Origin of the sequence: Porphyromonas gulae DSM 15663, from assembly GCF_000378065.1 — a bacterium.
In the GTDB taxonomy this organism is placed as follows: domain Bacteria; phylum Bacteroidota; class Bacteroidia; order Bacteroidales; family Porphyromonadaceae; genus Porphyromonas; species Porphyromonas gulae.
This window is the reverse complement of sequence record NZ_KB899173.1, coordinates 19,711-41,448: the sequence shown is the minus strand read 5'-3', so window position 1 is coordinate 41,448 and position 21,738 is coordinate 19,711. Positions and strand designations below refer to the sequence as shown.

Below are 21,738 nucleotides of genomic sequence, written 5' to 3'. Positions count from 1 at the left end.
CACAAACTATTCTGCAAGCGAGCAGGCATAGAACCCACCATCGGACACTTGAAATCAGATCATCGTTTAGGCCGCAACTTTTACAAGGGATTGGCTGGGGATGCTGTGAACATACTATTGGCAGCAGCTGCTTACAACTTCAAAAGAGCCATGAAGGCTCTTTTGCACCTGCTCAAAATAATAAGCGAAAAGCTAAGCGAGAGACCATCGATGAATGACTTCTCTCTTGCAAATGCTTTTTAAGGGATGACTAACTATGCTGTCGGTTACAACAATATCGACGTGGCATATGCCACGTCGAAAGGTATCGTTGTGACGAATACTCCGCGTGCGGTAGTAGAGCCTACCGCGGATCTGGCGTTGGCGTTGCTCCTAAGCTGTACACGCCGTATTGCCGAGTGGGACAGACTTTTCCGCCACGATGGCGAAGCGGTGGGGCGGGGACGTCTCTGTCGTTTGGGAGTAAACCTCTACGGCAAGACTTTGGGTGTCTTGGGATATGGCAATATTGGAGCGGCAGTAGCCCGCCGATGCAAGGCGTTTGGGATGAACGTCCTCTACAACAAGCGTACTCGACTGGGCGAAGCCGAAGAGAAGGCTCAGGGGGTCACCTTTGCTGAGAAAGACGATCTGATTCGCCAATCCGATGTCCTCTCGCTTCATACTCCTCTGACTCCTGATACCCGACACCTGATCGGAGCAGCGGAGCTTTCGATGATGAAGCCCACGGCTATACTGATCAATACGGCTCGTGGCGCCGTGGTGGACGAGCGAGCTTTGGTAGAGGCACTGCGTGAAAAGCGTATTGCAGCTGCCGGACTGGATGTGTTCGAGAATAACGACATACCCTCCCCCGAACTCTTCACGATGGACAACGTCAGTCTGACGCCTCATATCGGAACCCAAACCTATGACTCTCGTGTCGATATGGTACATGAGCTTTGCGATAATGTCCTTGGCTTTTTGCAAGGCGATCGTCCCATCAGCCGTGTAAACTGATTCCGTCTGCAATAACTAATTAATCCATATAGAAGATGAATACAACTCAACAGAACAGAAACTTTCTTCTGCCCATTATCATGATGATCGCCCTCTTCGGGATGATCTCTTTCGTCACAGGTCTGGCTAGTCCGATGGGAGTCATTGTCAAAAATCAGTTTCAGACATCCAACTTCATGGCCACACTCGGCTATTTTGCCAATTTCATCGCTTATGCCTTTATGGGCTATCCTGCGGGAATGCTGCTCCAGCGAATCGGTTATAAGCAGACAGCCTTGTCGGCCATTGCTGTCGGATTTGTTGGTATAGGGATACAACTCCTGTCCGGAGAGATGGGCAGCTTTGCTGTTTATCTGACCGGTGCATTCGTGGCCGGTTTCTCCATGTGTATGCTCAATACGGTAGTCAATCCGATGCTCAACACGTTGGGCGGAGGTGGCAACCGAGGCAACCAACTTATTCAGGTGGGAGGTTCTTTCAACTCCCTGATGGCAACGCTCGTCCCTGTGCTCGTAGGCTATTTTATCGGCAGCAATGTACAGCAGGCCAATATCAAGCAGGCTTATCCTGCTATTATCTTGGCCATGTGCATTTTTGCACTTGCATTTGTAGTGCTTTATTTCGTCAATATTCCCGAGCCGGCCGTCACGAAAAACAGCAGTACGGAGAAGCTGCCGCATAGTCCTTTTGCCTTCCGTCATTTCGTATTGGGTACGATAGCCATATTCCTTTATGTGGGGATAGAAGTAAGCATTCAGGATTTTATCAATAAGTACATGACTTCCTCTCTCGACAAAGGTGGCTTGGGCTTTGATGCTACGATTGCCGGCTCTGTCGTAGGGACGTATTGGTTCCTGATGCTGATCGGACGCATGGTCGGAGCTGCGGTGGGGGCAAAAGTCTCCAGTAAGGCTATGCTGACTTTTGTATCCTCATTGGGAATAATTCTCGTCCTGGCTGCTATCTTTACCCCGATCGGACTACAAGCCTCTATGCCGGTTTTCCGCTCTGATATATCATTCGGCCTTAACACCATACCGATGAGTATCGTTTTCCTTGTGCTTTGCGGTCTTTGTACTTCTGTCATGTGGGGAGGTATTTTCAACCTCGCGGTGGAAGGTCTCGGGAAATATACCGAAGCAGCTTCCGGCTTCTTTATGGTCATGGTTTGCGGTGGAGGTATTTTGCCTCTGATCCAAGGTTATTTTGCAGACTGGGTCGGCTATATCAATAGCTACTGGGTGATCGTTTTGTCATTGGTATTTCTGCTTTATTATGCTTTGGCAGGCTATCGCAATGTAAATAAGGATATTCCCGTGGCTTGATCGTAAGTTTCACATTTTCAGACAAATGAGTAGAACGGCTCTGCACGGTGGTGCAGAGCTGTTTTGCATTTTACCTATAAAAGGGGATTGCAGACTGCATTATCTCCTCAATCTTCTTACTATCTTCGTCCGCGAAATGAGAAAAATCATAAACGTAACCATTGCTTAACTATTAGAAAAAATGACTGAAACTAAAGATTTCAAGCCAGGACTTTGGCAGAACGAAATTAACGTTCGCGACTTTGTCCTCCATAACGTTACCCCCTATGATGGAGATGCCTCATTCCTTTGTCCTCCTACGGAACGAACCAAAAAGGTATGGGATGCCTGTGTGAAAGCTTTGGCAGAAGAACGTGCCAACAATGGAGTACGCTCTATCGATGCTCACACCGTATCAGGAATCAATGCTTTCGCAGCCGGCTATATCGATCGCGATAATGAGACCATCGTAGGCCTTCAGACAGATGCTCTACTACGTCGTGCCATGAAACCGTTCGGAGGCTATCAGGTCGTTAAAAAAGCTCTTAACGAAAACGGGTTGGAAATGGACCCGGAAGTAGAAAAGATATTCAAACATTATCGCAAGACGCATAACGACGGGGTATTCGATGCCTATACGGAAGAAATCCGTTCTTTCCGTTCACTTGGATTCTTGACAGGTCTGCCTGACAATTACGCACGTGGTCGTGTGATCGGTGACTATCGTCGTTTGGCCCTTTACGGTATCGACCGTCTTGTAGAAGCCAAGACAGCAGACCTTCACGATCTGACCGGTCCGATGACAGAGGCGCGCATTCGTCTGCGTGAAGAGGTGAGCGAGCAGATCCGTGCCCTCCATGAGATCAAGGATATGGCCGCCACTTACGGATATGACGTGAGCCGCCCCGCTTATACCGCACAGGAAGCTGTTCAATGGGTGTATTTCGCTTATCTGGCAGCAGTGAAAGAGCAGGATGGTGCGGCCATGAGTCTTGGTAATGTGTCTTCCTTCCTCGACATTTATATCAGCCACGATCTCGACAAAGGTCTTATCGATGAGAGCTATGCACAGGAACTGATAGACCAATTCGTGATCAAACTGCGCATGGTACGTCACCTGCGTATGGAGTCTTACAACGACATCTTTGCCGGCGACCCCACTTGGGTAACTGAAGCCATCGGAGGTAGATTGGCAGACGGTCGTCACAAGGTGACCAAAACCAGCTTCCGCTTCCTCCAGACGCTCTACAATCTCGGACCGAGTCCCGAACCCAACATCACCGTACTCTGGAGCTTGGATCTCCCGCAGGGCTTCAAGGATTTCTGTGCACAAGTATCTATCGACACGTCTTCTATCCAATATGAAAACGATGACCTGATGCGTTCAACTCGTAATTCCGATGACTACGGTATCGCATGCTGCGTATCTTTCCAAGAGATTGGCAAGCAGATCCAGTTCTTCGGAGCTCGTGCCAACTTGGCTAAAGCCCTCTTGCTGGCTATCAATGAAGGTCGCTGCGAGAATACTGGAACGCTCATGATTCCGGGCATACCTGCGCTCAAGCATCAATCGCCGATGGACTATAATGAGGTGATGGCTAACTATAAGCTCGTACTTAAGCAGGTGGCACGTGTCTACAATGAGTCCATGAATATCATCCATTATATGCACGACAAGTATTACTACGAACGTGCACAAATGGCCTTTATCGATACGGATCCGACTATCAATCTCGCTTATGGAGCAGCAGGTTTGTCCATCGTAGCAGACTCGCTCTCGGCCATACGATATGCCAAGGTGACTCCACACCGGAATGCGGAAGGGCTTACTGAGGGATTCGACACCCAAGGCGAATATCCTTGCTACGGCAATGACGATGACCGCGTGGATATGATAGCGAAGGAAGTAACGCATCTCTTCTCTAAGATGCTCAAGGAGCTTCCTATCTACAAGAATGCACAACCCACTCTCTCAGTGCTCACGATCACGTCCAACGTCATGTATGGCAAGAAGACGGGTGCTACTCCCGACGGACGCGCCAAGGGCGTAGCCTTTGCTCCTGGAGCCAATCCCATGCACGGACGTGACGAGAATGGAGCCATTGCTTCGCTGACATCCGTTGCCAAGTTGGACTATCGCGATGCAGAGGATGGTATCTCTAACACCTTCTCGATCGTACCCCATTCACTCGGATCCAATCAGGAAGAGCGTGTGGAAAACCTCGTTGGCATGATGGACGGTTACTTCTCTAAGGGCGCACACCACCTCAACGTGAATGCACTGAACCGCGATATGCTTATGGATGCCATGGAACATCCTGAGAACTATCCGCAGCTGACTATCCGAGTAAGTGGCTATGCCGTGAACTTCGTACGTCTCTCTCGTGAGCACCAGCTGGAGGTAATCTCTCGCAGCTTCCACCAGAGAATGCGCTAACGGATAGCTGCCTCCAAGCAGAATTCCATTCGGCAAAAACAAGACCGATCCGATTCGGATCGTCGGGGATCTCTTAGAAAGCCATCTCGGATAACAAGGAGAATATCCCCAAAACCTTTCAAAGAGGCTGTGTCGGGCAGGATGAAAGCCCGATGCAGCCTCTACATACTTTTCCAAAACAAATGACGAAAAACGAAATATGCTCCCTGTAATACGCGTCCATTCTTTCGAATCTATGGGGACATTCGACGGTCCCGGATTACGTCTTGTGGCCTTCCTGCAGGGCTGCAATTTCCGCTGTCTCTATTGCGCCAATCCGGATACAATCGCTCGGCAATGTGAAAAGACCAAGTTCCTGCCCGGCGATGAGATCCTCCGCCGAGCACTCTCCGAAAAAGCTTTTTTCGGCCGTCGCGGTGGCATCACTTTCTCAGGCGGAGAACCTACACTACAGGCCAAGGCCCTCATTCCCCTCTGTAGAGAGCTGAAGCTCAACGGCATCCACATCTGTATCGACACGAACGGCAGTATCATGAATCGTGATACACAAGTCCTGTTCGAAACTGTAGATATGGTTCTTCTCGATTGCAAGCAGCTCAATGCCGATCGTCACCGCATTCTTACCGGCCGGCAGAACACCGTTACCCTGAAGACTGCCGAGCTGCTGTCGGAGATGAAGAAACCGGTTCGATTGCGTTACGTCGTTGTGCCCGGCTATAGCGACTCGCCGGAAGACATAGATCGACTGGGACAGGCCTTTTCTCGCTTCTCCAATATCGATCGTGTAGAAGTATTGCCGTATCATACCTACGGGAAGCACAAATACGAAGCTCTTGGTTGGGAATACCAACTGGATGGTGTCCGGGAGCCGAGCCATGAGGAAATAGATCAAATTGTGGATCGATTGGAGGCTTATTTCCCTTGTGTCTGGGCCCAGTAGCACGCTTTTTCCCTTTATCTTCTTCGGAGCAGTCCATTCTTGAACCTTCCAGAATAATCCGAAGAACCCTTTTCTACCGCTTTACGGATCTTCATTGTACTTACAACCCGAAAAAAGGAGATGAAGACGGTGCGAAAATCAAAGGTGTTCGGACGAATGTGAAAGGTCGTCCCGGCTTCTATGGATTGGTAGCGAGATCGTCTTTTGGGAAAGGTGGCGAGGAGATAAGGGGCGGAGACATTGAAATTATCCTTGGGCCTCGGATAACGCTTCGGAAGCCTGTTCCCAATCTTCCATAGCCTTTTCGAGTTCTTGCTTCGTGCCGGCGTATCGCTCGAACAGATTCGCATCGGTCGCATGCTTCGGATCTTGCAGTTGCACCTCTATTGCCTGTAATTCCGACTCCAATTTTCCGATCCGCTCCTCGCAGGCTGCTACGCTTCGCTCCAGTGTACGCAGCTGTTTGGCTACCTCTTTCTGCCGACGGTAGTCCGCTTTGGCTTCCGTTTCGGGTATCGCCTCCCGTGTGTTTTTGGTTTCGATCGTAGTGGTTCGCTCCAGCTCCGTCAGTGTCTGCATACGGCGAGTCCGGAGATAGTCGTATATGCCTCCGAGGTGTTCGTTCACCCGTCCATCGGCAAATTCATACACCTTGCTGACAAGCCCATCGAGGAACTCGCGGTCGTGAGAAACTACGATCACCGTCCCATCGAAGTTCCTGATCGCTTCTTTCAGTACATCCTTCGAGCGCATATCGAGGTGATTGGTCGGCTCATCGAGAATAAGGAAGTTAGCCGGCTGTAACAAAAGCCTGATAATAGCCAATCGTGCTCGCTCTCCTCCGCTCAGAACGCTTACTTTCTTCTCCGATGCTTCGCCTCCGAAGAGGAAAGCCCCGAGCAAATCGTTCAGACGCAGACGGATGTCGCCCACAGCCTCGCGGTCTATCGTGTCGAATACGGTGAGATCCCCCCTTAGCTCCTGGGCTTCGTTTTGGGCAAAGTAGCCCAGCTCCACATTGTGCCCCAGTTCGAGCTTGCCGGTGTAGTCTGTCAGCTCTCCCATGATACACTTGACCATGGTACTTTTGCCGGCACCGTTTTTGCCTACGAAAGCCACCTTTTCGCCTCTTTCGATGGTGTATGTGGCTCCGGAAAATACCCGATGATCGCCATAAGCCTTGGCCAAATCATCCACTATTAGCGGATAACTACCGGAAGGCTGTGCCGGAATGAAACGGAAGTGAAATGCCGAACGATCCCGCTCGTCTATCTCCACGCGCTCCACCTTCTCCAACTGCTTGATGCGGCTCTGTACCTGTACGGACTTTGTGGCCTTGTATCTGAATCGTTCGATGAAGTCCTCCGTATCGCGGATCATCTTCTGCTGATTCTCATAGGCTCGCAGCTGCTGCCGCAGTCGCTCTTCGCGCAGCTCCACATAGTGGCTGTAGTTGGTCTTGTAGTCGTATATATGTCCCAGTTCTATTTCGATAGTGCGTGTCGTGGTATTGTCGATGAATGCCCTGTCATGGGATACGAGGATAACGGCTCCTGCATTGGTGGCGATGAACTGCTCCAGCCAGCCGATGGATTCGATGTCGAGGTGATTGGTCGGCTCGTCGAGCAGCAATACTTCGGGGCGTTGGAGCAGGAGTTTGGCCAGCTCTATCCGCATACGCCATCCTCCGCTGAAATCGGCTGTGGGGCGGTGGAAGTCCTCCCGGCCGAAGCCCAATCCGATCAGGGTCTGTTCGATCGCGGCATGATAGTTGCCCTGTTGCATGAGAGAGAGGGTCTCGCTCATATTCGTATAATGCTCTATCAGCCGGATATAGTCCTCCGATTCGTAGTCCGTACGTCCGGCCATCTCATCGGACAGACGCTGTACCTCTACCTCTATTTGGCGAATATCGTTGAAAGCCTGTTCGACCTCTTCGTAAACCGTGCGTCCGTCCTGTAAACGCATCACCTGCGGCAGGTAGCCTATGCGGATCCCCTTGGGGCGTGCTATGTGTCCGGATGTCGGCTCTTCCATGCCGGCAATCAGCTTGAGCAGCGTACTCTTGCCGGCACCGTTCTTCCCTACAAGGGCGATACGGTCGCGCCTGTTGATGACGAATGATACCTGATCGAAGAGCAGACGGATGCCGAAATCGACAGTCAGATTATTGACGGAGATCATGACTTCGCGCTCATTCGTTTGATGATGTTGTACGCCTTGTAGAGGCCGTATTCGCCTGCCCGGCTCAGATCGGCGATGCCTTCTTTGGCCTTTCCGCGCGAAAGCAACAGCAGACCGCGATTGAAATAAGCATCGGCAAACTCCGGATAGGCTTTGATGGCGCGGTCGTAGTCCGACAGGGCAGCATCCGTATCGCCTCGTCTGGCCAGTAGTATGGCACGATTGTAGTAGGCGTAGGCAAAATCCGGATCCAGCTCGATCGTGCGGTTCAGATCGCGCATCACCAGCTCACCGTCCACATCCGATATGGCAGGCTTACGCTCAGGGGCATCGGCTGCCACCGGTACGCCCATCGCATTGGTTCGCGGTGTCGTGATCAGAGCTTTTGTCGTGACATTCACCGTTTCGGCCTCTTGGTGGATAAAGGAGGCTCCCTGACGGGCCTCGATCAGCTTGGCACGTGCTATGGCTCGTCCGAAGTATGCGAGGGCAAACTGCTTGTTCAGCTCTACGGCCTGATCGAAATCGGCGATAGCCTGCTCCAAATTCTGTATCAGCATATAGTCCAAAGCACGGCGGAAACACATGTCGGCATTGCCGGCAGTCCTCTCTGATATTTCCGTTATGTCCTGTTCGTGATAGGCCACCTGCTCTTGACTCAGAGCCACCTCACGGTTGATCGGCTTGAGTCGCTTGGGCAGAACCTTCTTATCGTTGAAGCGGGTAATGGCTTCCGAATAGTAGATGCGCGGCACTTCATCGGAAGAAGACTGCTCGTAGTAGCTGAGGACGAATAGCGGCGAAGGCTGTACCTCTACGTCGTTGTCCTGAATCCGCCCACGTATCCGACTGGAATAGCGTGTGCGTTTCTCGGAGGATTTCTCGGATACGACCAGCAGGTTGAACTTCTCTATCGTTTCGTCGCTGTCCTCACGTGTCTCTTTGGCTGAAGTCGAAGAGCTGCTTTTTTTCGTGTTTTTGGTCTTGCCCTGTGCCGCTTTCTCTATGTCGAAGGCGCGCCAGTAGTCCCGTTCGGCTCCGCGAGTGTCGCCCAATGCCTTTTTAGCTTGGGAGCGAGCATAGTAGCCCACGACAAAGTCGGGATAGTGCCCCAGCACTTTGTCGAAGTCGGCGATGGCTTTTCGGTTCTCGTTGATCTGCGCAAGGAGGATGGCACGGTTGTAGAGCGCATGATAGTTCTCCGGCTCCAGACGGATCACCACATCGAAGTCCTCGATGGCATTGTTCACGTCGCCGAGGTAGGAGCGGAGCAAGGCACGGTTGAAACGTGCCAGCTTGTCGTTCGGCTTTTGGCGAACGACGTGGCTGTAGTCGTCCATGGCTCCACGCAAGTCGTTCGATTGGTAGCGGATGACACCGCGGTTGATATAGTTGGACAGTTCGCTCGGCTCCAATTCTATGGCTTTGTCCAGAGCTGCCATAGCCTCTGCATTGCGCTTGCTCTTGAGGTGCAGCATGGCCATCTGCGAATAGGCAGGAGCGAAGAGAGAGTCCATCCGAAGCACCTCGTTCAGTTCGCGAATGGCTGCCACGGTATCCTGTTCGCCCAGCTCTATTGCGCTGAGAGCTATATGTGCCTGCTTGCTTTTGGGGTAGAATCTGAGCAGCTCGGCTACCCTTTCCCGTGCTTCGGCGTAGCGTTTGCTGTCGGTGAGCACTCCGGTCAGATTCACCAGCATGCCCTCATCGTTCGGCATCAGCTCCAATCCGCGGCGGTAGTCCTGAATGGCCGAATCGATCTTGCCCAGATTCTGCCGTGCCACGCCCCGAAGAAGATATGCTTTGGGGATGAGCGCATTGCGCTGCAGGCAGGCCGAAGCATCGGCTTCCGCCCCTGTATAGTCTTCCAGACTGATCTTGGCTATTCCCCTATAGAAGTAAGGCTCGGCCATCCATGGGCGCAGGCCTACCACTTGGTTGAAGTACCCGATGCTCACCACGTAGTCGTTGAAGTAGAGAGCGTTGCGCCCGATCGTGATCACCCGATCGACGTCTATCTGCGCCCGAGCTGTAGCCACAGAGAGCAGGAGCAGGAGGAAGAATAAGGAGCGTTTGAATGTCATAATCAGGAACCGGGGAGAAATGGATTCGGCTACGGCTTACCGCTTTTTGCCGGTCGGAGCTGTCACTACGCGGTACGAAGTCCGCACGTTGCCTTTGATGATATTTTGCAGCTTCCCTTTGATCAGCTGCTTGCGTATCGGACTGATGTGGTCGATGAAGAGCTTCCCGTCGATATGGTCGTATTCGTGCTGTACCACTCTTGCCGCAAAGCCGTGGAGCACCTCTTCGTGCGGCTGAAAGTCCTCGTCCACATAGCGAATGCGGATGGAGGTGGGGCGTTCCACCTTCTCGTGTATGGCCGGAAGGCTGAGGCAGCCTTCGTATTCGGTGCAGAGATTTTCGCCTCGCTCTTCGATATGGGCGTTGATCATCACGCGCTTGAATCCGGCACATTCGGGGTAATCCTCTTTCAGCGGATCGGCATCGATCACGAGCACCCTGATGGGCAAGCCTATTTGAGGAGCTGCCAAGCCGATGCCGTCGGAGTGGTACATGCTCTCCGTCATGTTGGCTATCAGCTCTTTCAGTTTGGGATAGTCCGGAGTTATATCTTCTGCTACTTTTCTCAGCACCGGATGTCCGTATAGGTAGATGGGAAGAAACATGATTCTATTGAATAGTCGTTGTGTCTTTGTGATTGTCTTTTCTCTTGTCTTTTGGTGGGGATCGCTACCACCCCGTCCCAAAACAGGGGAGGGGGGATCGTCTCGTTCATCTCTCGGGATTGTCCAGATACGACTGTAGGATGATGACTGCGCTGACCTCGTCCACCAGTGCCTTGTCCCGCCGTTTCATCTTGCCTATCCCGGCCTCCAGAATGGCTCTCTGCGCCATGCGCGAAGTGAAGCGTTCGTCCACGTACGTTATAGGTATAGAGGGGAAGGCCTGGGCAAGTTTAACGGCAAAGGGGCGGATATAGGACATCGATTCGGACTCTTCGTAGTTCATCCGGCGCGGCAGTCCCAGCACAAAACGCTCCACCGGCTCCCGACCGACATAGTCGCGCAGGAAGTCCAGCAGCGTATGGGTGGGTACTGTGGTCAGTCCGCCCGGAATGATTTTCAGCGGGTCGGTGACGGCAAGTCCCGTCCTTTTGCGTCCGTAGTCGATAGCCAGTATTCGTCCCATATCCGTGCAAAAATACGAAACTAAAGCCAGTTCTATTCTTTTCGATTCCCTTTGGATTCTGCAGCGCATTCCTGAACCGAAAAAACACGAACCACAAACGCCCGAATTGCCGCCCCGCAATTACTGAAAACACGCGCCAAAACATTTTCGTTTTGGCGCGAAAAATTTTTCATTCCCGAACCAAAACGAAAAAAATCTCGCGCCACGTTTTTCACCACCATAAGCCACGTTTTTTACGCACCATTTTTGTTTTTCTCTCGCCCTGCCGCCTAAGGGGGCAAAGCCTTCTCGCCCGAACCTCGGTGTGCGGACTGCATCCCGTGGCGGTGTCAGCCTCATTGGACAGGGTGGATATTCGATAACAGGCTGGTTTACAACGAGACAATACTTTCCATATATTTGGGGTAATATGTCAAATACCAAAGCGACAGTACGATGAACATACGAGTTATCTTCAGTCTATTTCTTGCTTTGACTATCGGTCTTACTGCAATGAATGCACAGAATCCTTATGCTACCTTGGAAAAGGAGCTGGAACAATACCGTCAGGAACGCCGTCCGCGCAAGGTGGCCGAGACGCTGAAGAAGATCAGGGTGATGGCCGAATCTCGCCGTGATGTGCCCATGCTTCTGCACAGCATGTTCCTCTATGACGATCCGGAGAACGACATCAACGACTATCCCGAGGAGCCGTTGATGAACGACCTCGACAAACTCATGCAGGCCTCATGGCTCAGGCCTGTGGATCGGGCCATGATTCTCTTCATGCGACTGAGAATGTACGTCCTATACGGACAGTTCAGGCCTGCGTATATGATGGATGCAGTCCAAGGCAATCCGAAAGATAATCGTCTGAGCCTATGGAGCGAAAAGCAGTTCGAAGACGCTTTCCTGCGAGATTTCGATGCATTCCTCTCCTATCGCAAAGCCCTCCTGCAAGCCCGAACGGAGGACTTCCGTCCTTTGTTCGAATCCCAACCGAAAAAATGTGATGCACCTCCCCGTTCGCTCTATCAGAGCTGTATATCCGTCCTTGCCCTTGCTGTCGGTAGCAGTTCGGAAGCTGACGAAAAGATTTCGCATGCTCTCGAACAGGAACTGCGCCAAGCAGCATCTTATCTCTCTGGCAGACGTGAGCAGCTCGAGATGGAGACCGACCGATTGGACTACGAGAAGCGGTGTCGAAAGCTCGATGATGCAGCTTCCTGTCGTCGGATGGACGAGCTGATAGCAGCGTATTCGGATCTCCCCGATGTAATCGGTATGGTGGACAGACGAGTGAATGCCTACTGCAATGAAGAGGAGTATGTATCTGCTCTCGATCTGTGCAACAGCTATCTGTCCAAGTATCCGGAGGCTCCTCGTATCAACCTGCTGAAAAGCTCTCGGGCTTCGCGTATTTTGGCTTCTTTCGTCAAGTGCGACTATCCCCTCCGGCTGCATACACGTCTCCCGAAGAGCATGCGGATCGCATCGCGCAATGTCGGCTCTGTCCTCATCAGTCTGTACAGACTGAAAATGAATGCCTTGCAAGCTGCTGGTATAAAGCAGGAGGATCTGCACTCGTATGCGAAAGGAACACCTGTTTGGACGGAAAGCATCCGGACACAGGGCCGGGCCGATATGAAAATGGATTCGATCCGCTGTACACTTCCGGATCTGCCCAAGGGGGTCTATCTGGTGAAAGCCTCGGCAGAGCAGTGTGTACTCGAAGAGACCAAGCCGGTGCCCCAATACAATCTGCTCCATGTATCGGATCTCTTCTTCCTCGCTCAGCAGGCCATGCCGGGTGTGCAGGTACTCGATGCGCTGACGGGCAAGCCCGTGGAGGGCGCATCGGTGGATGCTTCCATGCGTTATTCTACAGGCCCATCGGTTCATACCCTTTCTCCCACGGATCGGTATGGCCGGATCGATCTGCCGAAAAGCTACAATTGCTTCTTCCCCTATACCGACGGTGACCGCTCGCATCCCGTTGTTTCTGCTTACACCTACAAACAGGATCAGGTGGATCTTTCCAAGAAGAATGAGCGCAAGTATATTGTCTCCACGGATCGCGCCATCTATCGTCCCGGGCAGAGAGTCCTTTTCTTCGGGCAGTGCGACCGGATAGGTTATGCCGTGGAGGACGCACGTGCCATCGGTGGATCGGAAGTTGAAGTCGTGCTGCAAGATGCTAACTTCAAGGAGATCGGTCGGCTGCTATGCAAGGCAGATGAGATGGGACGTTTCTCCGGTAGCTTCGACCTCCCGGCAGGGATCTTGAATGGCCTGTTCGCACTACGAGTGGAGGGGAATACATATCCCTTCAGTGTGGAAGAGTACAAGCGGCCTACATTCGAAGTCGGTCTCCGGAGTCCCGATGCTGCATACGCTATGGGCGACTCCCTCCGCATACGGGGCGAAGCCAAGACCTTTACCGGAATCGGTATGCGAGGAGCTACGGTGAACTACCGGCTCAGCCTGACCCCCTATACGCGTTGGTGGTGGGGTAGGCCTGTGGCCGATAAGATCGTACAGACCGGTGAGGCAGTGGTCGATGAATCGGGGTACTTCGTCATACCTGTTTCGCTGTCTCGGCCGGAAGGGCGGGAAGACTATTCCTACTTCCTCTACACGCTATCGGCAGATGTGACCGCCCCCGGTGGCGAGACGCAGACCGCCGTACTCCGAATACCCGTGGGAAAAGAACCCAAGAGGGTGGATGTCCAAGTGGGTAAATATATTCGTGCCAACGAAGACAACTGGCTTGCCACCGATCTGCCGGATCTGACATTCACCCTTACCAATACTTCCGGACAGACGGTGCAGGGATCCATCGCTTACTTCCTGTGCGATAGCAACAATGAACGTATCGGTCGGCTTTATACCGCAGCTTCAGGTGTGGTGACGCCTGCTCCGGCCGAATGGGGCAAGTTGCCTTCGGGACAGTACCGATTGCGTTTTGGCGAGAGTGGCGGAGAGGATTCCGACTGTGTTACGAAGGACATTTATCTCTTCCGTCCGAAAGACCGTCAGTTGTCGAATCCCTCCCAAGGTCTTTGGACATATGTGGCGGAGGAGAAATACGACAGTCAGCGCCCTGCCCGCATCCTGGTCGGTGCCACTCCCAAGGATGCGGATGCTCAGGAGTTGTATCTGTTCTACGACCTGACTCAGGCAGGCCGATTCATCGAAAGGGAGATGATCGCTTGCCGGCCGGGTGAGATCGTCGAGATAGTGCCGATGCTTCCGGCAGCTCCGTTGCCGGAGAGTATGAATGTTTCTCTCTATTATGTATACGGAGGGAAGCTGTATAGTCGAAGCATAGATCTGGAACGCAGACTGCCCAAGCGAGAGATAAAGATGTCGTGGAGTACTTTCCGCGACAAGCTCCGACCCGGCGAGAAAGAGACATGGAAGCTCCGTCTCGCCGATGCAGAGGGCAAACCGCTCTCCCACACCATGATGGCTGCTTGGATGTACGATGCTGCTCTTGATAAGATCGTGCATGGTTCTGTTTTCTCCTCCCGATTCTTTTCTTTTGCCGACTCTCCGGCTTCTTTGATTAGGTTGTCTTTCCCGAATAGCGGGTATCGGGTGTCGGGATCTGTGGAGGATTCTTACGTGCAAGTCGGTTTCAAACACCCTGTTTTCAAAACTCCCCAACTCTGTCTCTGGTCTGCTACCGGTTATAGATATGTGTCTTCGGATTATTATGATGAACCGGTGATATTGGGATATGGAGTTTCGCGAGCCAAATCGGTCGATGCTTTCCCGATGGCGGTGGAAGCTGCTCGGGCAGATGCCGTAAATGAAGCAAAACCCGAATCGAAGGAATCCCGGATTCAAGAATCCTCCGTGCGTGTCAATTTCGCTGAGACTGCATTCTTCGAGCCGGCGTTGCTGACCGATGAACGGGGTGAAGTTTCTTGGTCTTTCACCCTGCCGGAGACACTGACACGCTGGCACCTGCTCCTCTTTGCACATACGAAGGATATGCGGTTGGGCATGAAAGAGGAAAGCGTGGAGGTGCGGAAAGACTTTATGCTTACACCCAATTTGCCACGATTCCTGAGAATGGGTGACAAGGGTACGGCTTCGACTTCGATTCGGAACGAGAGCGAGACGGTGCAGCAGGGCTTCGTCCGCATGGAACTGTTCGACCCTGCTACCGACAAGCTATTGGGCGGCGAGAGGCTTCCGTTCTCGGTGGAAGCCGGTGGTACGGTTACGGTGTCGTTTCCGCTCGATCCTGTCTCCGGATATGATGCTCTGGGTGTACGTTTCTTAGCCGAAAGCCAAGACTTCAGCGATGGAGAGCAACACTCGATCGTGCAACTGCCGGCTACGGAGCGAGTGGTGGAGACCATACCGCTGATTCTCTACGGCGGACAGTCCCAAACGGTGGATCTGGATAGTCTATTCCCCCATCGCAACGGCAGACCGGCTATGGGTACAATGGCTCTTCAGGTGGTGAGCAATCCGCTTTGGGTGGCCGTACAGGCCTTGCCCGTGATGACTGATGTACAAGAGGAAGATGCCGTTTCGGTGGCTTCGGCTCTTTATGCCAATAGTATTGCTGCTGCCCTCGTTTCGGGTCGCTTGCTGCATGCTCCTGCTTTGGGTGAGAGTTTGCGGCACTACTTGGCGCAGCCTTTGGATACACTCGCTTTACAAAAATCGCCCTTGTCCTCGGACGAATTGCCTTGGCGTGCGGAGATGCTGGCCGAACAGAACAATCGTCAGCGTTTGCAGGCTCTCGTGGCTTCGGATCGTCTGACATGGACGGAGCAGATGCTGACTGACAAACTGAAAAGGCTGCAAAAGTCTGACGGTTCGTGGGCTTGGCATCCTGAGATGTCATCCAACGATTATCTGACGGACTATGTGATGACGATGCTGGTACGTCTCTCCGCTCTTACCGCTGCACCGGAGCATAAGGTGTTTCAGGCGGTGAAGCGTATGGGGTGGAATGCTCTCGATGATGCTGCCTCACGACTGATGGATAGAATGAAGGAATACGAAAAGAAATCCAAGAGTAAGTACAAAATACTGCCGGAACGAGCACTCAACTATCTCTATCTGCTTACGCTCGACAGTCGCGCCCCCGGCTCTCGCGGTCATGCTGCCCGCAAGTATTTCCTCGATATACTCTTCCGATCCCTTCCGCATATCTCCATTTTGGATATGCCGCGAGCTGCCATCGTACTCCACGGTGTAGGGCGTAAGGCACTGGCCGATGATTTCCTCCGTTCTATCCGTGAGCATATCATCCGCACACCGGATCAGGGCGCGCACTTTGCACTGCCTTCAGGCGGTTATTACTGGTGCGACCGTCGCTATGGTATGCAGACGGAGGCGATCGAAGCCTTCGCTCGTATCGGTACACCTGAGGACAGCTCTCGTATCGAAGGCTTGCAGATGTGGCTCCTCAATCAGAAAAGAACTCAGCTTTGGCCGAGTCTGCCGGCTTCTTCCGATGCGGTATATGCTCTCTTGTTAGGTGCAGGAAAAGAACAAATGGAAGAGGCTACTGTGTCTGTCCAAGCTCCTATACCTGCCTTGTCGGGCACATTTGCCGGTGCAGGCGAGAGTAGGATAGCTGCGGTGGAAGATCTTCCGCAAGGCAAACTAAGTGCAGAACTTGCTCGTTCGGGCAAAGGCTTTGCATGGACTTCTTTCCTGGCAGAATACGATGCGCCGGTAGCGGATCTCGTGGCTACGGGTAATGGCCTGTCGGTGGAGAAGCAGCTTTTCTCCGAGCAGGTGATAGATGGCAAGCTAACACTCATTCCTCTGCAAGAGGACGATCGGCTGGAAGTTGGCAAACGGCTCGTGACGCAACTGACCATTACGCTTGATCGCGATATGGATTTTATCGTCCTGACGGATAAGCGAGCGGCTGCGGTGGAACCTATCGGCCAACTTTCCGGTTATGATTATGCAGCCGGAACGTTCTACTACAGGGAAATAAAGGATAGCAGCACGCGTTTCTATTTCGACCGTCTGGTAAGAGGATCCTACAAGCTCCAATACTCCACCGTTGTGGTTCGTTCGGGAGCTTATGCCTCGGGTATCGCTACCGTGAGCAGTGCCTATGCGCCGGAGTTTACCGGTCATACGGATGGTGGCAGACAGCTGCAGACAGTTCCGGTCGCCAATACTCAATAAACTAAAGAAGCAAATGAACCAACAACCAATCAAAATCGCCGTATTCGGACTCGGTGGGGTAGGTGGCTACTACGGAGCCATGCTTGCTCTCCATACAGCCACGATGGACGGTCTCCTCGAAGTTTCATGGATCGCACGCGGAGCGCATTTGGATGCCATCCGTGCGGCAGGAGGTCTGCGAGTGGTCACTCCCTCACGAGATTTCCTTGCTCCTCCTACCTGCGTCACGGATAATCCTGCCGAAGTCGGCACGGTCGATTATATCCTCTTTTGTACCAAGGACTATGACATGGAGAAGGGAGTAGCAGAAATCCGTCCGATGATCGGGCCGAACACGAAGATCCTGCCCTTGCTCAACGGTGCAGACATAGCCGAACGCATGCGTACCTATCTGCCCGATACGGTCGTATGGAAAGGATGTGTCTATATTTCTGCTCGCAAGAGTGCTCCCGGTTTAATCACGCTGGAGGCTGATCGCGAACTTTTCTATTTCGGTTCGGGACTTCCCGAGCAGACGGATGATGAGGTGCGCCTTGCCGAACTGCTTACTGCTGCGGGTATTCGTGCATATAATCCGACCGACATCGATTGGTACATTATGAAGAAATTCATGATGATCTCCGTAACGGCTACCGCTACGGCCTACTTCGATAAGCCTATCGGCTCTGTTTTGACCGAGCACGAGCCTGAGCTGCTGTCTTTATTGGAAGAGGTGGCCGAGCTTTTCCGTGCCAAATACGGGCAAGTCCCGGACGATGTAGTCCAACAGCTACTGGACAAACAGCGGAAGATGCCTCCCGAAAGTACTTCGTCTATGCACAGCGATTTCTTGCGGGGCGGATCCACGGAGGTGGAGACGCTGACCGGCTATGTCGTGCGTGAGGCCGAAGCTCTCCGTGTGGATCTGCCGGTGTATAAGCGGATGTACAGGGAGTTGGTAAGTCGAACAGCGAGCTGATCCGAAGAAAACGATAGATAAAGCGAGAGGGGAGACAAACCTGAGAAGCATAATGGCTGCAACAGCCTGCTTTGCTTCGGGTTTGTCTCCCCTCTCGTTTGCTTGTACGTCTCGTCGTGACCGAGCGAGACTTATTGGCCGTATAGCTTCTGGCGCATCTCTGCTACGATCGGATCGGTGATGTAGTCATCGTAGTCCATGATCTTGTCTATGATCCCATTCGGTGTCAGCTCGATGATACGGTTGGCCACCGTCTGGATAAACTCATGGTCGTGGCTGGCGAAGAGAACATTGCCGCGATAAGTCTTGAGCGTATTGTTGAATGCCTGAATGGACTCGAGGTCGAGGTGGTTGGTCGGCGTGTCTAAAACGAGTGTATTGGCATCCAGCATCATCATCTTGGAGATCATACAGCGCATCTTCTCCCCTCCGGAGAGAACGGATGCCTTTTTGAGAATCTCCTCTCCGCTGAACAACATACGGCCCAGGAAGCCTTTGAGATAAACTTCGTTCGTGTCCTTGGCAAACTGGGACAACCACTCCACGAGATTCAGATCCGTATTGAAATAGCTCGAGTTGTCCAACGGCAAATAAGCTGTGGTAATGGTTTGCCCCCATTCGTAAGTGCCTTCATCGGGCGTCATCTCTCCGTTGATAATGCTGAACAGGGCAGTCATCGCACGAGGATCTCGGCTGATAAAGACAATCTTGTCGTCCTTTTCGACATTGAAATTCAGATCACGGAAAAGAAGTTGTCCCTCGATACTCTTCGTCAGCCCCTTTACTTCCAGAATCTTATTGCCGGGTTCGCGACCGGGTGTAAAGAGAATACCCGGATAGCGACGGGAAGAGGGAGTAATCTCTTCGACGTTGAGCTTTTCGAGCATCTTCTTGCGACTCGTCGTTTGCTTACTCTTAGCCACGTTGGCACTGAAGCGGCGGATAAACTCTTCCAACTCCTTACGCTTCTCTTCTGCCTTCTTGTTTTGCTGCTGTTGCTGGCGCAGAGCGAGCTGGCTGGATTCGTACCAGAAGCTGTAGTTGCCGCTGAATTGTTGCACCTTACCGAAGTCGATGTCCACTGTGTGAGTACAAACCGAATCGAGGAAGTGGCGGTCGTGGCTTACGACGAGCACAGTGTTTTCGAAGTTGCTCAGATAGTTTTCCAACCAAGAAACGGTCTCGAGGTCGAGGTCGTTCGTCGGCTCGTCGAGCAGAAGGTTGTCGGGCTTACCGTATAGGGCGCGCGCCAGTAATACACGCACCTTTTGCTTTCCGCTCAGATCCTTCATCAGCATATAGTGCAGATCCTCTTTGATGCCAAGTCCGCTCAGCAACATGGCTGCATCGCTCTCGGCATTCCAGCCTTCCATTTCGGCGAATTTGTCCTCCAGCTCCGCCACGCGTGTGCCGTCTTCGTCGCTGAAGTCCGGTTTGGCGTAGAGCGCATTCTTCTCCTCCATGATAGCCCAGAGGACGGAGTGCCCCATCAGCACGGTATCCATCACTGTATTCTCATCGAAAGCAAAGTGATCCTGACTCAGCACTGAAAGACGCTCGCCCGGTCCTAAGGTTACCGTCCCGCGTGTAGGATCGAGCTGCTTGCTGATCACGCGCAGCATAGTGGATTTGCCCGCGCCGTTGGCACCGATGATACCATAGCAGTTACCGGGGGTGAAAGTGAGGTTTACGTCTTGGAAAAGTATTCGCTTGCCGAACTGGACACTCAGGTCATTGACTGTAATCATTATTATATGCTTGATTCGTGTCGGGGAATCTCCGAACGAGAGGGTGCGGAGTAGTTGTTTTCCCCCTGATTATATTTTTCGAGCGACAAAATTACTGAAAATAAAGAGACTAACTCCCATCCCCTGAAAGTATGGCTGTAAAGAATCGTAGGCACACGGAAGTTTAGGCTCGGCACTTTATTGAAAACAGAAAGCGATGCGACAAGATTGCTGTCGCGTAAGCAATCTTGATACACCGCCTCTATGTCGTATGAGGGAAAGAGGGCCAGCTATTAGAAGTAGTACTTCTTTTTGGCTTTGTCGTTCTCTTTTATCGCCCGAAGCGGAGCACTTTTGCCCTCCAGACTCTTTCGCTGCATACCGCCGAATATCTTGTTAGCCAGCTTTTTCAGAATAGGCTGTTGGTATGCCAACTCCTTAAAGTAGTCGTCTAACGTATGACTGCGGAAGTGCAGGATCGCTTCCAGTGCATCTCCATCGGCGAAGTACCCCCCGAAGCGATTGCGCGTAGCGAAGGCTCTGTCCGGAAACTCCGGGTAGCCCAGGCTGAGCAACTTGAACAGGCGACGGATATAGTCGGAGTAAACGATGCGGCAGGTTTCGCCCCCTCCCACATTGTATGTGCGTCCCCAGAGGGAAGCCTTATGCTCGTAGGCTTTGACGCAAGCAGAGGCCAGGTCGCGGATATGGACCGTCTCGAAACGCGTAGCCAGCGGCATACAGAATACCGAGCTGTTCAGCAGGGACGAGTCGTGTCCGAGGATGATGCCCGGGCGGTAGATAGTCCATTCGAGGCTAGATTCCTGCACCAGCTTTTCGGCCTGCAGCTTGGTCAGAGCATCGTAGTCGCCCATGGAGGGGCAGGTCATATTGTCCGCACTGATCATAGGTGCTTTCAGTCTGTCGCCATATACCCCTACCGTAGAAATATATAGCAGATAAGCGCCGGGGGAGAACCGTTCCAGATTCTCTATGATGTAGCGCGTACCCATCGTATTGACGTCCTCGGCCAAGCGAAGACGCTTGTCGGCATTGGCCTTCTCCAGACTTTGGCAATGAATCACAAAATCCTGTCCCTTACAAGCCTCTACAGAATTGTCCTGTATCGAACAGTCTCCATAGAAAATATGAATCTCCTTCTTGTACTTTTCGAAGAAAGCCATCGTATGCCCGCGCTTGATGTCCAAAACGGAAATTTCGAAGACCTTGCGCATTGTGAGGAGTTGAGCCAAGATCTCTCTTCCCAGCGCACTGCCGGCACCTGTCAGAAGAACTTTTATCCTGTTAGCCATAACTGTTTTTCGTCTGTAAGGAATTAATGTTTATTGTGAGTTCAAATATAAGGAATTAGGCAATAGCTTCCAAGCTGAAAAGGCTGAGCACAGGCGCAATGTGGCTCACAGGATTGCCGTGCGCAGCCTTTTCCTCGATTGTATTTGCCCTTGGGAATGATCCCCTCCTACCGCTTTCCGCCGAAGAAGTCTACGATCGCCAGCAGTATGATGGCTCCGAGCGTAGACGTGGCAAGCCTTGCCAAAAAAGATCCACCGTCCGAAAAGCCTAAAATACTCAACACAAAACCACCCAAAACAGCACCGACCAGGCCGACAATGATGTTGAGCAATAAGCCCAACGACCGGCCTTTTCGTAACTTACTTGCTATAAAACCTGCTAAACCACCTATAATAATCGAGCCTAAGATTGATCCTAACATTTCAATTCATTTTTATAATTAGACACCCAAATGATATAAGCAATGGGCGCTGCACCCCCCCAATCGCTAAACAGATAGCCGATGACGC

At 52.3% G+C, this 21,738-nt stretch carries 16 protein-coding genes; 8 read left to right on the top strand and 8 right to left on the bottom strand.

The window, feature by feature from the left end; translation table 11 throughout:
* The 5 genes from F452_RS0108520 to pflA form a co-directional block, all read left to right on the top strand.
* The coding region (locus F452_RS0108520) for a transposase (RefSeq protein WP_018965787.1) at positions 1–243 on the top strand (243 nt) is incomplete at its 5' end.
* Positions 244–246: 3 nt separating this feature from the next.
* Positions 247–999: an NAD(P)-dependent oxidoreductase gene (locus tag F452_RS10880; protein WP_018965786.1), complete on the top strand. Its 753-nt coding sequence runs from the start codon at positions 247–249 to the stop codon at positions 997–999.
* Between the two features lie 35 nt (positions 1,000–1,034).
* Entirely contained in the window at positions 1,035–2,324 is a 1,290-nt protein-coding gene (locus tag F452_RS0108510; protein ID WP_026292323.1) for an MFS transporter, read from the top strand.
* Between the two features lie 181 nt (positions 2,325–2,505).
* Entirely contained in the window at positions 2,506–4,740 is a 2,235-nt protein-coding gene (pflB, locus tag F452_RS0108505) for a formate C-acetyltransferase (RefSeq protein WP_018965784.1), read from the top strand.
* 199 nt (positions 4,741–4,939) lie between these two features.
* Positions 4,940–5,680, top strand: a complete 741-nt coding sequence (pflA, locus tag F452_RS0108500; RefSeq protein WP_033317177.1) for a pyruvate formate-lyase-activating protein — start codon at positions 4,940–4,942, stop codon at positions 5,678–5,680.
* A 246-nt stretch (positions 5,681–5,926) separates the two neighbouring features.
* Here pflA and F452_RS0108495 read toward each other — a convergent pair whose 3' ends face one another.
* The 5 genes from F452_RS0108495 to F452_RS12900 form a co-directional block, all read right to left on the bottom strand.
* Positions 5,927–7,864: an ABC-F family ATP-binding cassette domain-containing protein gene (locus F452_RS0108495; protein WP_018965782.1), complete on the bottom strand. Its 1,938-nt coding sequence runs from the start codon at positions 7,862–7,864 to the stop codon at positions 5,927–5,929.
* Positions 7,861–9,948 carry a tetratricopeptide repeat protein gene (locus F452_RS0108490; RefSeq protein WP_018965781.1) on the bottom strand — a complete coding sequence of 696 codons (2,088 nt, stop codon included), beginning with the start codon at positions 9,946–9,948 and terminating at the stop codon, positions 7,861–7,863. Before F452_RS0108490 ends, F452_RS0108495 begins: the two co-directional genes overlap by 4 nt.
* Positions 9,949–9,984: 36 nt before the next feature.
* Positions 9,985–10,554 carry a peptide deformylase gene (gene def, locus F452_RS0108485; RefSeq protein WP_018965780.1) on the bottom strand — a complete coding sequence of 190 codons (570 nt, stop codon included), beginning with the start codon at positions 10,552–10,554 and terminating at the stop codon, positions 9,985–9,987.
* Positions 10,555–10,660: 106 nt separating this feature from the next.
* On the bottom strand, positions 10,661–11,077 hold the full coding sequence (gene ruvX / locus F452_RS0108480) for a Holliday junction resolvase RuvX (RefSeq protein WP_018965779.1): 417 nt from the start codon (positions 11,075–11,077) through the stop codon (positions 10,661–10,663).
* Positions 11,078–11,109: 32 nt separating this feature from the next.
* Complete coding sequence (locus F452_RS12900) at positions 11,110–11,298, bottom strand: hypothetical protein (RefSeq protein WP_039443708.1); 189 nt, start codon at positions 11,296–11,298, stop codon at positions 11,110–11,112.
* On the opposite strand from F452_RS12900, the gene F452_RS13420 reads away from it, so the two are divergent.
* The 3 genes from F452_RS13420 to F452_RS0108470 all read left to right on the top strand — a co-directional run bounded on the left by F452_RS13420 (position 11,230) and on the right by F452_RS0108470 (position 18,188).
* A complete protein-coding gene (locus F452_RS13420) occupies positions 11,230–11,439 on the top strand; it encodes a DUF1661 domain-containing protein (RefSeq protein ID WP_230587310.1) in 210 nt (69 codons plus the stop codon). The genes F452_RS12900 and F452_RS13420 overlap by 69 nt on opposite strands.
* Before the next feature lie 73 nt (positions 11,440–11,512).
* Positions 11,513–17,230, top strand: a complete 5,718-nt coding sequence (locus F452_RS0108475; RefSeq protein WP_018965778.1) for an alpha-2-macroglobulin family protein — start codon at positions 11,513–11,515, stop codon at positions 17,228–17,230.
* 13 nt (positions 17,231–17,243) lie between these two features.
* Complete coding sequence (locus F452_RS0108470; RefSeq protein WP_018965777.1) at positions 17,244–18,188, top strand: 2-dehydropantoate 2-reductase; 945 nt, start codon at positions 17,244–17,246, stop codon at positions 18,186–18,188.
* A gap of 131 nt (positions 18,189–18,319) precedes the next feature.
* Here the strand turns inward: F452_RS0108470 and F452_RS0108465 are convergent, their stop codons facing one another.
* The 3 genes from F452_RS0108465 to F452_RS0108455 all read right to left on the bottom strand — a co-directional run bounded on the left by F452_RS0108465 (position 18,320) and on the right by F452_RS0108455 (position 21,650).
* Positions 18,320–19,936 carry an ABC-F family ATP-binding cassette domain-containing protein gene (locus tag F452_RS0108465; RefSeq protein ID WP_018965776.1) on the bottom strand — a complete coding sequence of 539 codons (1,617 nt, stop codon included), beginning with the start codon at positions 19,934–19,936 and terminating at the stop codon, positions 18,320–18,322.
* Positions 19,937–20,208: 272 nt separating this feature from the next.
* Complete coding sequence (locus tag F452_RS0108460; protein WP_018965775.1) at positions 20,209–21,228, bottom strand: NAD-dependent epimerase/dehydratase family protein; 1,020 nt, start codon at positions 21,226–21,228, stop codon at positions 20,209–20,211.
* A 167-nt stretch (positions 21,229–21,395) separates the two neighbouring features.
* Positions 21,396–21,650, bottom strand: coding sequence for a GlsB/YeaQ/YmgE family stress response membrane protein (locus tag F452_RS0108455; RefSeq protein ID WP_018965774.1), 255 nt, complete (start codon positions 21,648–21,650; stop codon positions 21,396–21,398).
* Positions 21,651–21,738 lie beyond the last annotated feature (88 nt).

What these genes read in the sequence shown, in the direction of transcription:
- F452_RS10880 (WP_018965786.1), top strand. Translation starts at nt 247, where the DNA reads ATGACTAACTATGCTGTCGGTTACAACAATATCGACGTGGCATATGCC.
- F452_RS0108510 (WP_026292323.1), top strand. Translation starts at nt 1,035, where the DNA reads ATGAATACAACTCAACAGAACAGAAACTTTCTTCTGCCCATTATCATG.
- pflB (WP_018965784.1), top strand. Translation starts at nt 2,506, where the DNA reads ATGACTGAAACTAAAGATTTCAAGCCAGGACTTTGGCAGAACGAAATT.
- pflA (WP_033317177.1), top strand. Translation starts at nt 4,940, where the DNA reads ATGCTCCCTGTAATACGCGTCCATTCTTTCGAATCTATGGGGACATTC.
- F452_RS0108495 (WP_018965782.1), bottom strand. Translation starts at nt 7,864, where the DNA reads ATGATCTCCGTCAATAATCTGACTGTCGATTTCGGCATCCGTCTGCTC.
- F452_RS0108490 (WP_018965781.1), bottom strand. Translation starts at nt 9,948, where the DNA reads ATGACATTCAAACGCTCCTTATTCTTCCTCCTGCTCCTGCTCTCTGTG.
- def (WP_018965780.1), bottom strand. Translation starts at nt 10,554, where the DNA reads ATGTTTCTTCCCATCTACCTATACGGACATCCGGTGCTGAGAAAAGTA.
- ruvX (WP_018965779.1), bottom strand. Translation starts at nt 11,077, where the DNA reads ATGGGACGAATACTGGCTATCGACTACGGACGCAAAAGGACGGGACTT.
- F452_RS12900 (WP_039443708.1), bottom strand. Translation starts at nt 11,298, where the DNA reads ATGGTGGTGAAAAACGTGGCGCGAGATTTTTTTCGTTTTGGTTCGGGA.
- F452_RS0108475 (WP_018965778.1), top strand. Translation starts at nt 11,513, where the DNA reads ATGAACATACGAGTTATCTTCAGTCTATTTCTTGCTTTGACTATCGGT.
- F452_RS0108470 (WP_018965777.1), top strand. Translation starts at nt 17,244, where the DNA reads ATGAACCAACAACCAATCAAAATCGCCGTATTCGGACTCGGTGGGGTA.
- F452_RS0108465 (WP_018965776.1), bottom strand. Translation starts at nt 19,936, where the DNA reads ATGATTACAGTCAATGACCTGAGTGTCCAGTTCGGCAAGCGAATACTT.
- F452_RS0108460 (WP_018965775.1), bottom strand. Translation starts at nt 21,228, where the DNA reads ATGGCTAACAGGATAAAAGTTCTTCTGACAGGTGCCGGCAGTGCGCTG.
- F452_RS0108455 (WP_018965774.1), bottom strand. Translation starts at nt 21,650, where the DNA reads ATGTTAGGATCAATCTTAGGCTCGATTATTATAGGTGGTTTAGCAGGT.